The sequence below is a fragment of the Mesotoga sp. UBA5825 genome, from assembly GCF_002432955.1.
In the GTDB taxonomy this organism is placed as follows: Bacteria; Thermotogota; Thermotogae; order Petrotogales; family Kosmotogaceae; genus Mesotoga.
In genome coordinates, this window is the sequence record NZ_DJHG01000003.1 from 1 (window position 1) to 12,428 (window position 12,428).

Consider the following 12,428-nt stretch of genomic DNA (forward strand, 5'->3'; position numbering starts at 1 on the left):
GTACTCTGCGATGACATGCTCGCTCCTGAGGGCTATGGAGAGATAATTGGGGCCTCTGAGAGAATATATGACCGAGACTTGCTTATTGAGAGGATTAACGAGTATGGTCTAGACGTTTCTTCTTATGACTGGTATCTTGATTTGCGCGATTATGGAACGGTCCCTCACAGCGGTTTTGGGATGGGTATAGAGCGTATCGTTGCCTGGATAGCAGGACTTGAGCACATCAGAGAAGCGATACCCTTCGCCAGAACCCTTTACAGAATTCATCCGTAGGAGGCGCTATGGAAGAAGAACGTTTTCTTACTCCAGGCAAGGTCCAAGAGGATAGTTCAATAAAGAGCCTCAGGCCGAAAAATCTTGGGGAGTATATTGGCCAATCGAAAATCAGGCGAAGACTTAGCATAGCAATTGAAGCAGCCAAGGTACGTCAAGAGGCCCTTGACCATGTTCTGCTTGCAGGCCCTCCGGGTTTGGGCAAGACCACCCTCGCACATATCATTGCGAACGAGCTGGGCTCGGAGATCTATGTCACATCTGGACCGGTTATTGAGAAACAGGGCGATTTGGCCGCTATCTTGACCGGGCTGGAGCGGGACGATGTTCTTTTCATAGACGAGATTCACCGGCTGAATAGAACCGTTGAAGAGATTCTTTACTCTGCTATGGAGGATTTCCAGCTAGATATTATGATCGGCAAGGGTCCCAGTGCCCGATCGATTCGTCTTGATCTGAACCCGTTCACCCTTGTCGGAGCTACGACGCGCAGTGGTTTCATAGGTGCGCCTTTGAGAAACAGATTTGGAATGATTCTAGAGATGGAGTTCTATCCCGATAAGGATTTGAAACAGATCATTATTAGATCGGCAGCGCTTCTCGGAACATCGATAAGAGAAGACGCGGCAATCCTTCTTGCCCGAAGGTCGCGTGGAACGCCTAGAATTGCAAACAGGCTCCTGAGAAGAGTCAGGGATATCTCCACAGTTGAAGGGGGAAAGGAGATTACAGTTGATACTGTTCAGTCGGCGATGACGCTCCTTTCTATTGACGAGGAGGGACTAGATTCGATGGACAAGCGCCTCTTATCTGTCTTGATTGAGAGTTATAATGGTGGGCCTGCGGGCGTCAAGGCAATCGCGGCATCAATCGGGATAGAACCGGAGACAATCAGCGAAGTCTACGAGCCGTTCTTGCTGCAGAACGGCTTCCTGGTAAGGACAAACCGAGGAAGAATGGTTACGGAAAAGGCTTATCGCCATTTGGGACTCCCATTTGAATCACGTAATTCACCTCTTTGGAACTACATTGATCAGAAAGAAGAGGATGAAGACTAATATGACATTCGGGCTTGATCGCTCAATCTGTTGTGCAGATTTAGATTTCTCTTCGGGCTGATCACAGTTTTCCAATTCAATGTATTCTTTGTAGTCGTTTTACGAATCTGTTAGTCGTTTTTCTTTGTTGTGGGGTGAGAGTTGTGAAGGCAGCGGTGTTCTATAACAGAACGAGAATCTCCTCTGAAACACTGAACTGGCTTTCAAGGGAAATTGAATCTCACGGAATCGCTACTTCGTTTTGTGAGGATGGTACTTCGTGCTTACCGGCAAGAACAGAAGTAATTCTTACCTTCGGTGGCGACGGGACTGTTCTCAAGGCAGTACCGCTGGCAGTAATGAACGATCTGCCGATAATGTGCTTCAGAGTTGGTAGTGTAGGCTTTCTCGCAGCCTTTGAACTCAGTATGCTCCACACTGCGCTTGATCTACTTCTCCTCGGAAAACTTGAGAGCGTCACAAGACATGTAATGGAGATAGAAATCGGAGACTCTATCAGATATGCTCTTAACGACTGCGTTGTAGAACGTTCTTCACCAAGCAGGACCGTTTCTTTCAGTGTGAATGTGTGTGGGCAGAGCAGTTATCCCGTTGTTGGTGACGGTATTGTCTTCGCGACAAACACTGGTTCAACAGCATACTCGATGGCCGCCGGGGGTGCTCTGGTAGATCCAGATGCCGGTTGCTTNNGCTTTCAGGTTACTCCCATATGTCCTCATAACCCCTTCGTCGGATCGGTCGTTCTCGCCGCTTCGAGAAGAGTTCTAATGGAAGTGAGGCAAGACAAGGGCTATCCTATTGAGGTCTACGTTGACGGAACATTTGTTTCGAATATCAGGACGGGAGACAAGATCAACGTCGGTCTTTCAGAAAAGATAGTGTCTCTCCTCAGAGAAGGAAGCTTCGATTTTGTTGCTCTTCTCAAGAAGAAGCTGGCCTTTGGAGGTCGACTGAAAGATGATATCTAAAGTTGGTCTCGAAAGAATAGGAAACTTGAGAATTGAGATTCTCAGAATGGCGCGATATGTCCAGAGCATATTTAACAAGACATCTGTTGCAGTTCTAGAGAGAAATGAACACCAGGCAAGAGATGTGATTTATTCCGACTCTGTGATAGATTATCATCAGGTGGAACTACAAGCAATGATAATCGGCCTAACCGGAATACTGACGCCAACAGGAAAAGAATTAAGACTCTTGACTCTCTCGATGAATATCGTCAACGCTCTTGAAAGGATAGGCGACAAGTGTGTGTTTATATGTGAGAGGGGATTGTCACTTTCAAAGCGTCCGCCGATAGGCTATCATGAAAAACTGAAGACGATGTTCGAATCGGTCTCCATAATGACAAAAGGCGCAATAGACAATTTGGTTGACCCCTCTCTTTCTGAAGCTGTAAGATTGTGTAAGAATGACGATTTCGTCGATCGAATTCAGGAAGAGGTGAAGACCGACCTCGTTCGCGGCTGTGAAGAATCGCCATCAATAATCAGCAGAGCACTAGACTTAATGATGGTTTTCGGAGCTCTGGAAGAGATAGCCGATCTTTCGACTGAACTTATGGAAGCAGCAGTGTATATTGAAACCGGCAAATACTATAGATGTGTTAATGACAGTTTCCAACCCATTGATTTCAATGCCCAGAACAACAAGGGGTGATTCTTCTTGAAGACTCTTATAAAGTACATAGGAGCTCAAGCATTTGGTTCGATTTTTATTGGTCTGGTAGGGTTCATAATTTTCGTGAGCTTAGAGTTACTCTACTACTTGTCTGACATGATAATAAGATACAAGGTGGGCATGGACAAGCTCTTCTTGCTCATTTATTACAATCTTCCCGAGTTCATTGTTCTTGGAATACCGGTGGGAATACTCCTGGCTATCTTCTGGGTACTCTCGAGAATGAGATCGGACAACGAACTGATTGCCCTGCAGACGCACGGAATATCTCTCAAACGGCTCGTAATTCCCTTCCTGCTTATTGGGGTTCTTTTCAGCGGCTTTGCTTATCTGCTTAACGACTATCTTGTCCCCACGGCTTCTACAAAGGCAAGTGAGGCAATGGCAAGATTTGTTTACAGACAACCTGAAGTCACGCTGAGAGAAAATGTTTTCATGCAGGACGGTCAGGGGAGAATGATATACGTAAGAAGAATAGATCAGAAAACAAAAGAGCTTAAGAATGTCTCAATTTATGAGGTCTACAGAGGTCAGGTTACGTTGACGACTGCTGAGAGTGCCGTCATTGTTCCAAATAAGTGGATATTGAGCGATGCCAAGATTTACCAGACAGATGCGTCAGGCTTTCTGGGAGTTGAGATGCATTTCGGTACTGCAGAATTTGAAATTGATGACGACATTGAACGATACCTGGCGAGCTTCAAATCTCCGAAGGAGAAAACTAGTGCCGAGCTGAGAGAAGACATAAAAGCGTTCAAGAACACCGGCATAAATACTTCTTCGCTCGAAGTCGCTCTGCAGGAAAAGTATTCGATGTCGATCGCTCCTCTCGTTATTGTCTTGCTCGGTGTTCCGGTTTCGCTTATGTTCAATCTTCAATCGAAGTCTTGGTCGGTTATTCTGACCTTCTTGCTCGTTGTCATATATCAAGGATCGGGTGCATGGCTTAGCGGTATGGGGAAGGAGAATCTGATTAACCCCTCTCTTGCCCCGTGGATTCCGAATATCGTCTTTTCTATCCTTGGCGTCGTAATCTACTCGCTCATAGATACGAAAGCCAGTTACCGGCTTTCGGAATTCTTCACGAGAATCCTGAAGGGTTCCGCCATTGTTATTATCCTGCTTGTTCCAGGCTTACTCGAAGGATCAAATGTGAGGATCGTGGGGGGAACGATCGCTGGAACGAAAGACGGCAGAGAGATACTCATTGGAGACGGTGTGAGAGTAGAGTACTTCAGTGAGACTATGACGGCAACTATAGATGCGTCGAATGCCTCTATACTGAATATCGACTCCACACCGGAATCGATTTCATTCTGGGGTAACGTGAAGATGGTAAGTGACGAGACAACTATAGTCTCAGATAGATTGATTCTTGATCTAACGAACGAGAGAGTCGAAAGTATGCAGGTGTTCTCGCGCTCTGAGATTGAAGTGCCTGCGTCCAGAGGCGATACATCCAAGAAAGCTTCGAAAGTCCCGTTCTATGTTTACGGCGATTATGTTCAATCGACCATGGAAGCATCACCTACCCTGAACATAACGGACGGCTACATAACCACTTGCGATAAATCTCACCCCCATTACAGATTCAGAGTCTCATCGGCAGTTTTGACGCCTGGAAAGGGGATGTCGGTGCAGAACATGCTGCTGTACATCGGCAATATCCCGGTATTCTATCTGCCGTACTACTACTTCCCGCTAGACGACCCGGACAGACGTCCCTTCGATGTCGATCTTAGTGGAATTGCGGATGCCCAGACACGGATAACCGTTCGTTACCTGGAAGTCGACTGGCTTCTTCTTCAAGGAACGTGGTACAGAGATTGGATGTCTACCGAAGACGCCTTCACAGCAAAGTCTGTACTCTATACACCTCTAGGTGACATAGAGTTGTTTGGTCAATTCGGCCAGCAGAAAGAGACAAGCTACGGCGCTTATGTCTTGCTAAAACCTTCTTTTGATCAAATAAGAATGCAGGGAGGCGCTCTATACCTTAGCGGGCCACCGTTAAAGGAACTTCAGACCCCCTTCACAGGCATTAACTTGGGAGAGAGCATTGTCAAGAACAAAGTAACTCAGCTTGATCCTTTCGCCGTGAAAGAAACGATGGGCGCGACCGAAATGCAGCTCGCATATGTTCAAATACTCTCCCCCGAGGATTGGGAGTTGAAGCTAGATGTTATCGGAGCTTTCGCAAGATATGACGATAAGAATCTCTGGATGGTCAACCTTCAGAATCTAACGATTCCTTCGGATGAGAGTATCGATGCTGGTTTCGTTAAGCTGAGTACCTCGGAGTTTAGAATCAGCGGTCTTTTCGGCCAGCGATACATAAGCAAGAATATCCTGTATTCTCTGAGAGCCAACGCTTCCGCAGTCAAGACTGAGGGGGCGCTGTTCGGCGCAGATTTGTCCGTTCAGTCACTGAATTTTAAACTAGCATCAAACGCCGCTACCCTTACAGAACTTTTCATTCCCTCCAATATGGAAGATTTCGTGTTAGAGGTAAATAAGTATCTCTTCGTTGCTGGGAATCTAAAGATCGGCGGCGATGTGAAGAGCACTTTCGACGCTTCTACTACTGAGCTTAACATTACTATGCCCGCAGATAACAAGGGTATCGGCCGCAACTATCTGACCTTTGCATCAGAAGACGGCAAATTGAAAATCAACGGAAGATACGCCTTGGACTACAATTCTATGCATGAAAAGAATAAGGATAGATTGTTCTGGATAGATCCCTTTGACATTGTATATGATGGCTTCATCTCTCTTGAACTGAAGTTCTATTTTGAATCGCGATACGACGGCTCTTTCAAGTTTGAAGGGAAGAAGTTACGTGTCTACAAAGACATTGAACTGTACAAAGGTGAATGGGGACCGCTTTCGGTTGGAGTGGTCCTGGAGCCTGCGTATGAAGTTGGATTCTACTATGATTCAGATGAAGGATGGAAACTCACTAAGAACGAGATACCTGTAACGCTCAAGAACGAGCTTACCTATAGACCATTTGACTGGTACTACGTCAGTGTGCAGTACAATCCAGTGCTAACCTATGACTTCCTGAAAGAGGAATGGCGCCTCGACCACCCGGGAAAGCTGCTGACTGGAATTGAGACGGAGGTCCTCAAGGCCGATTATGTTCTTGAATTGGACTATGAAGAACTGGTGGCCAGTCCTACCGAAATGAATTGGCTGGGAAAGGGCCTTCTTAAGACCGAAGGAGAAGTTGAGTTCTGGGGTCTGAAGTTCGGTCAGAAGACAGAAACAATTTTCATGCCCGTTACTTCCAAAGCCTCAGAGACTGCCTACTCCTTCACTTTCGATTCGAAGGTCTTCTCACATAAGACCGAGAGCAAAGTATTCTGGCAGAGTGAAGACATGTTTGACGACTTCGTCAACAAGGAGAAATTGACCCTCGAAATCGCTACCGAAACAAAACTTGAATTCACTCTCGACTGGACGTTCGATGCCTCGCCCAATGTTGCTGAAGATGAAAGAATGCTGAAGGATCTGGTCTTTGGTTCCTCTATCAAGATCAAAGATTTCGCCTCATTTGGAGTGAAGTTCAGATATCCTTATCTCTCAGGCTCAAGAAAGATGTACGACAGATTGAAGTTTGAGGTGAATGACCTCTCGGTGGGAGAAGTCTCCTGGAGGGCCGCTTCACTGGACTTCACGACGGATTTCACGAAGTTCGATTCAAAGTACAAGTATCCCGAAAAGTATTTCACTAAATCAGAGTCTCAGGCTAGATTCCTGATATGGCAGTCAACAAGGCTGACTATTTCAACTCTCTCGGTCAGCGAGTATTTTATCGCGACCTCTACAGCGTCTGAAACAGGGTATTCAGCATACTCGTTTGGAGTCTCCAATGTCAAACTCGACAACAAGACTATCCTGGGGGGAGGAACGGCCAAATTCGAGGAGTTTGGACTCTCGATGGAGCTCCGTAAAGCAGAGGATTACTACTTCACTATGCACATCAACGAGCTTTTCTTCCCTATGGGCGCGCTCTCTGATGCTCCAGGAGTTCTCAACAGGCTCTCTCTGGGAATAGACGGAAGCGGTAAGAGAAGCTTCGTAGAGATTGGAACCTATGCAGGAGATGTCTCACTCTGGGATGAATCGATAACGAAGATTTCGCCGATGTACTTCGATCTCCACTGTATGGCTCTGGAGCTTGTATTGAGGTTGGGCTTCGGGAGCGAGATCAACACGTTCCAGGACGCCCTTGAGACAATAGCACTAAAATTCTATATAAAGGAACTGAAGGATAGGTATCTTGTGATTGGACTTCACAAGGGTGCTCCATACTTCAGGTTCAGATTCTGAGGTGAGAATTGTTGACCGATTACGTCAAAAGAAAGGAATTGCTTCTGGAGCTCAATTCAAGTATAAGTGATTGCTCTCTTTGCCCGCTTAGCTCTTCGAGGACAAACACAGTACCCGGTGAAGGCTCAATCGAGACACCCGTTGTATTTGTCGGTGAAGGGCCAGGTGCCGATGAAGATGCTTCGGGTAGACCATTCGTGGGCAAGGCAGGAGAGCTTCTCACTAAAATACTGGACTCAGTGAGGCTTTCAAGGCAGGACGTCTTCATCACAAATATCGTTAAGTGCAGACCCCCAAAGAATAGAGTTCCGTCTGCAGAAGAACAGAGAGCGTGCTCCCCATATCTCCTCTCACAACTGGCTATAATAAAACCTAAACTGATTGTTGCTCTGGGTGCCACTGCACTTTCGTATTTCGTTGAAAGAGATGGACTCCAGATAACGAAGGTGAGGGGGCAGCTCTTCGATTGGATTGGAGGTATAAAAGTATTCGTCATGTTCCATCCAAGTTATCTGCTTAGAAACGCATCAAGAGCCCCAGGTTCACCAAAGAGTCTTACTTGGGAGGATATCCAGAAAGTCAGAAAGATGTACGATCAACTACTGGCTGGAGAGGAAATTGACATATAGGAGGAAAGCATGGCCGAAAACTATTTGGTGACAGGAGGAGCGGGATTCATAGGTTCACATGTTGTGGATGAGCTTATAGCCGCCGGTAAGATTCCAATCGTTGTTGACAATCTTTCGAGTGGGAAGATTGAGAACCTGGATCCAAGAGCACTGTTCTATGAGCAAGACATCAGAGATCAAGAGATGATGGAAAAGGTCTTCATGCTTCACAGACCTGTCGCTCTCTTCCATCTTGCAGCCCAAATAAGCGTTTCTAGATCGGTAAGAGAACCCGAAGAAGACGCGATGATCAACATAATAGGAACCCTGCGACTTCTGAAGATCGCTGCAAAATACGGAGTTAAGAAAGTCGTCTTCTCATCGACGGGAGGAGCGATCTATGGTGATGAGGTCAAGAAGATACCTACAGATGAGGAAGAGCTTCCGAAACCGCTTTCTCCATATGGCATTGCGAAGTTCTCAACCGAGAACTATCTGAGGTTCTTCTCCAATGAGCTTGGCATGAAGTATGTGGTTCTGAGATACGCGAATGTTTATGGGCCCAGGCAGGACCCATACGGAGAAGCTGGAGTCGTCGCGATTTTCTCCGAGAGAATGCTCCGAAATCAGGAGGTCGTCATTTTCGGTGACGGACAATGTGTAAGGGACTACGTTTTCGTCTCTGATGTTGCAAAGGCGAATCTTCTGGCACTCGAAAAAAGTGAAGATTGCATAATGAACATAGGAACCGGAAAGGGAACCTCAGTCAACGAGCTATTCACACAAATGAAGAGAATCACTGGCTATGCAAGAGAAGCCATTCACAAAGAACCGCGACCGGGCGACCTGAAGAAATCGATTCTAGATGTGAATAAGGCTAAATACCTACTAGGATGGGAGCCTGAAGTGAAGCTTGAAAAGGGGCTTGAGAGTACAATTGAGTATTTCAGAAATGAACTGGTCTCCTCTTAGTGAGAGATTACGACCGCGAGAGTTCGACGATGTAGTAGGACAGGAACATCTTACAGGAAAGAAGGGAATAATTCGAGGTGCCGTCGAGAGCGGCAAACTCTTTTCAATGATACTTTACGGCCCACCTGGAACCGGAAAGACAACTATCGGAGAAATCATCAGATCAAAGCTGGGAAACCGATATCACTTCGAGTTCTTTAGCGCGAGTCTCCAAGGAACGGCTGATCTCAAGAAGCACTTTGAGCACGCCGAGAGACTGAAGAAAGTAGGTCAGCAACTTGTGCTCTTCGTGGATGAGATCCACAGATTGAACAAGAGCCAGCAGGACGTATTTCTTCCTGTTACGGAAAAGGGTTTGATAATACTGATCGGGGCGACGACGGAGAATCCTAGTTTCGAAGTCAATCCTGCCCTTCTCTCCCGCTGTCGTCTCGTAATTCTCAAGGGTCTCAACGAAAACGATATTGACAATCTTCTGAAGAAGGCCCTTGAGAAGGACAGGGTTCTCAAGAGTTCGGGAGTGACCGTCTGCGATGAAGTAATCGAAGTGATTTCTCAGAGCAGCGGTGGAGATGCCCGGATTGCTTTGAACCTTCTCGATACTCTTGTGGAGAGCGCTGCGGCTCTTGACAGAACTTCTCTTGATCTTCAGGTTATGAACGAGCTTTCTGTACTTCCTTCGGGAAGGTATACCAAGAAGGGCGAGGAACATTACGACCTGATCTCCGCTTTCATTAAGAGCATGAGAGGAAGCGATCCAGACGCAGCTCTGTACTATATGCTGCGAATGCTCGAGGGAGGTGAAGACCCGAAGTTTATTGCCAGGAGAATGGTAATCTTTTCTTCGGAAGATATCGGCCTCTCCGATCCCATGGCGCTCGTTATTGCCAATGCCACCTTTCAGGCCGTCAGCAATGTAGGACTCCCTGAGTGCGTTCTGAATCTCTCCGAGGCCGCAATCTATCTCGCAGTCGCGACCAAGAGCAATAGAACCTGCAGCGCCATGATGAAGGCAAGGGAGATGGTCAAGGCTACACCTAATCTGGACGTACCTCTTAAGCTGCGCAATGCCGTGACGAAGATGATGAAAGAACTGGGATATGGTAAGGGATACAACTATCCACACACAACTGGAGGGTTTTCACGTGAGTATTATCTCCCAGAATCCATAAAGGAGGAAGTCTTCTATGTTCCCGGAACTAACGGAAAGGAACGATACGTTCTTGAGAGACTTAGGTCACTATGGAAGGGTATGAAGCTCTACCCGGAGGAAAAATGAAAAGCTTCATTCTAGAGGATGAAAGGATCATTCAGCTCGAAATCTCCGACATAACCCAACAGGAAGTTGACGTTATTGTCAATGCAGCCAACGGCTACATGAGGCACGGAGGTGGAGTGGCAGGAGCTTTGGTGAGAGCAGGCGGAAAGGAGATTCAGCTTGAAAGTGACGCATATGTTAGGCAGAATGGACCTTTAGGGATCTCCGAAGTAGCCGTAACCGGAGCCGGCACCCTGCTAGCAAAGAATATTATACACGTCTTTGGTCCACAGTATGGAGAACTTGACTTGGAAAACAAACTCTACAATTCGTTCACTAATGTTCTTAACAAGGCTGCCGAAATGGGAGCTATTACGCTCGCCACTCCGGCAGTCTCCACGGGCATATTCGGAGTTCCGATATCTATTTGTGCAGATCAGTTTCTGAAAGCGGTTGTAGATCATCTATCAAACAAGTCATCATCGTTGAAACTGATAAAGATGTGCTTGATGGACAAGAAGGCCTACGACGAGTTCCTCAATATCGCTCTAGACTACTTCAGTTCAGAAGGATAACTCTATAAACTCCTTTTTTGAGAAGACTTTCAGCGGTTTCCTCATTCTTCGTCAGCCATACAGTGAAAACGTCAACATCCTGACCGGCATACTCTGAAGCGATAGGGTCGTTTTCAAGCACATAGTTGTAGTCTTCTTCGTTAACCCTAACTATCTTGGGCGTTCCAAAGTAATCTGACGGCTTACTTCGATAATCATTGAAGGTCATCCCTTCGTACGATTTGCTGCCAATATAACGAAGTATCGGTACGAAATCGTTTGCAGGCACATAGCCGGGCAGCTGAGTCAATAACCCACCATCACTTGTGAAGAACCAGAAAGTAGGCGTTCCCCGTATTTGGAAATGGGCGTATAGATCACCATAGGTCATCTCCCTGACTTCTTCTCCAACTATGTAAGAAGCCTTTCCGGGATTACTCTTGTAGATCTGAGAGAAAATGAAGCCTGCTCGAAGCAGTTCCTCAACAGTCTCATCAGCAAGCGTCTCCTTAATAAATCTCACGCAATACACACAGTTGTTATCCGAGAACATTACTATAGCTTCCTTCTCCTGGATCTCTGCCAGTCGCAGTGTCTTGTCAAAATCATTTAGCATTCCGACATAAGACAAGATCATCACAGGTAGAATCAGAACAATCACAATCAGCATCTTTCTCATAAAATCAACCTCCCGTTACGAACTGTAATAAATTCAGATTGCCCGTCATCGTAATAAGTCCGGCAGCAAATAGTACTACGAAGACCGATATCCTAATAACCATTCTCCACTTACTCTCGCCACCAAACGAGAGCTTGGAGGTAAGCTTCGCTACAACTCCACTGAGGGTAAGGAATGGGATACTCAGACCTAATGAGTAGACCAGAAGCATCATACCACCCTCCGCTATCGCAGACTGGTTTGCAGCCAAGACAAGAATCGAACCAAGAATCGGTCCCGCACAAGGTACCCACACCAGACCGAGAACGGCTCCGAGCACAAAGCCACTAACAGCAGATCCTCCGAACTTCCAAACGTTAAGGTTTACTCCCCTAATTCCTATCTCGAAGAGATAGAGGAAGCCAAAGAGAATGAAGAGGCTTCCAGAAATAACATTCATCAGGACTTCATTCTGCCTTATGAACGTACCAAGACCTGTTGCGCCGATACCAAGAATGAAGAAGAAGATAGACATACCCAGTGTAAAAAAAGCTCCCCTTATGAAGCGCGCCTTTGCATCATTTGCTCCACCCATAAGAACTCCAAAGAAGACTGGAATAAGCGGAAGAATACATGGAGAGAAAAAAGAAAGCAATCCCCCTAAGAAGGCGCTGCCGTATGTCACACTGGTTGTTACAATGGGACTAATCAATGGTGAAAGGCCGATTGTTCCGGTTGCTACAGAAGTCAATTCATTCATATTACCCCTCCCGGGTATATTATAAACTATTCTCGTTTTCCATGCAAATGAACTCTTTGTGAAGAAGTGTAGCATAAGGGCGGCATCCACCATCCGCCGATAAGAGCAACCGAGAAAGTGCATTGTTGAGACGTTCGCTTCGCTCACGAGAAGACAGGAATTTAGAAACCAGTCTGTTGACGCAAGGCGCCGAGGAACATCGGCGGACGCAAGGCTGGCGAAGATCACGCCAGGTCGCAATGCCCGGGAAAGCATCCGGGGACGCA

11 protein-coding genes are annotated in these 12,428 nt (G+C 46.5%); 9 read left to right on the forward strand and 2 right to left on the reverse strand.

From position 1 onward, the window contains the following. The 9 genes from B3N33_RS00090 to B3N33_RS00130 all read left to right on the forward strand — a co-directional run. The coding region (locus B3N33_RS00090) for an amino acid--tRNA ligase-related protein (protein WP_292591740.1) at positions 1-276 on the forward strand (276 nt) is incomplete at its 5' end. Positions 277-284: 8 nt separating this feature from the next. Continuing rightward, positions 285-1,334: a Holliday junction branch migration DNA helicase RuvB gene (ruvB, locus tag B3N33_RS00095; protein WP_214060362.1), complete on the forward strand. Its 1,050-nt coding sequence runs from the start codon at positions 285-287 to the stop codon at positions 1,332-1,334. Positions 1,335-1,489: 155 nt separating this feature from the next. After that, positions 1,490-2,302 carry an NAD(+)/NADH kinase gene (locus tag B3N33_RS00100; protein ID WP_422655886.1) on the forward strand — a complete coding sequence of 271 codons (813 nt, stop codon included), beginning with the start codon at positions 1,490-1,492 and terminating at the stop codon, positions 2,300-2,302. Beyond that, positions 2,292-2,993, forward strand: a complete 702-nt coding sequence (locus B3N33_RS00105; protein ID WP_292591744.1) for a phosphate signaling complex PhoU family protein — start codon at positions 2,292-2,294, stop codon at positions 2,991-2,993. Before B3N33_RS00100 ends, B3N33_RS00105 begins: the two co-directional genes overlap by 11 nt. A 6-nt stretch (positions 2,994-2,999) precedes the next feature. After that, positions 3,000-7,352, forward strand: coding sequence for a YjgP/YjgQ family permease (locus B3N33_RS00110; RefSeq protein ID WP_292591746.1), 4,353 nt, complete (start codon positions 3,000-3,002; stop codon positions 7,350-7,352). An 11-nt stretch (positions 7,353-7,363) separates the two neighbouring features. Further along, positions 7,364-7,981: a uracil-DNA glycosylase gene (locus B3N33_RS00115; protein WP_214060885.1), complete on the forward strand. Its 618-nt coding sequence runs from the start codon at positions 7,364-7,366 to the stop codon at positions 7,979-7,981. A 9-nt stretch (positions 7,982-7,990) separates the two neighbouring features. Continuing rightward, the gene (locus tag B3N33_RS00120; protein WP_292589967.1) at positions 7,991-8,932 is read left to right on the forward strand and encodes an NAD-dependent epimerase/dehydratase family protein; all 942 of its coding nucleotides are present in this window, start codon (positions 7,991-7,993) and stop codon (positions 8,930-8,932) included. Continuing rightward, entirely contained in the window at positions 8,898-10,211 is a 1,314-nt protein-coding gene (locus tag B3N33_RS00125) for a replication-associated recombination protein A (RefSeq protein ID WP_292589965.1), read from the forward strand. The genes B3N33_RS00120 and B3N33_RS00125 overlap by 35 nt, the downstream gene beginning before the upstream one ends. Next, positions 10,208-10,765 (forward strand): macro domain-containing protein, encoded by a 558-nt coding sequence (locus B3N33_RS00130; RefSeq protein ID WP_214060884.1) that lies wholly within the window; start codon positions 10,208-10,210, stop codon positions 10,763-10,765. The genes B3N33_RS00125 and B3N33_RS00130 overlap by 4 nt, the downstream gene beginning before the upstream one ends. Here B3N33_RS00130 and B3N33_RS00135 read toward each other — a convergent pair. Both B3N33_RS00135 and B3N33_RS00140 read right to left on the reverse strand, forming a co-directional pair. Then, positions 10,749-11,423, reverse strand: a complete 675-nt coding sequence (locus tag B3N33_RS00135) for a thioredoxin family protein (RefSeq protein WP_214060970.1) — start codon at positions 11,421-11,423, stop codon at positions 10,749-10,751. The genes B3N33_RS00130 and B3N33_RS00135 overlap by 17 nt on opposite strands. Before the next feature lie 4 nt (positions 11,424-11,427). Continuing rightward, positions 11,428-12,162, reverse strand: coding sequence for a cytochrome c biogenesis CcdA family protein (locus B3N33_RS00140; protein ID WP_214060969.1), 735 nt, complete (start codon positions 12,160-12,162; stop codon positions 11,428-11,430). Positions 12,163-12,428: the final 266 nt, after the last annotated feature.

What these genes read in the sequence shown, in the direction of transcription:
- ruvB (WP_214060362.1), top strand. Translation starts at nt 285, where the DNA reads ATGGAAGAAGAACGTTTTCTTACTCCAGGCAAGGTCCAAGAGGATAGT.
- B3N33_RS00105 (WP_292591744.1), top strand. Translation starts at nt 2,292, where the DNA reads ATGATATCTAAAGTTGGTCTCGAAAGAATAGGAAACTTGAGAATTGAG.
- B3N33_RS00120 (WP_292589967.1), top strand. Translation starts at nt 7,991, where the DNA reads ATGGCCGAAAACTATTTGGTGACAGGAGGAGCGGGATTCATAGGTTCA.
- B3N33_RS00130 (WP_214060884.1), top strand. Translation starts at nt 10,208, where the DNA reads ATGAAAAGCTTCATTCTAGAGGATGAAAGGATCATTCAGCTCGAAATC.
- B3N33_RS00135 (WP_214060970.1), bottom strand. Translation starts at nt 11,423, where the DNA reads ATGAGAAAGATGCTGATTGTGATTGTTCTGATTCTACCTGTGATGATC.
- B3N33_RS00140 (WP_214060969.1), bottom strand. Translation starts at nt 12,162, where the DNA reads ATGAATGAATTGACTTCTGTAGCAACCGGAACAATCGGCCTTTCACCA.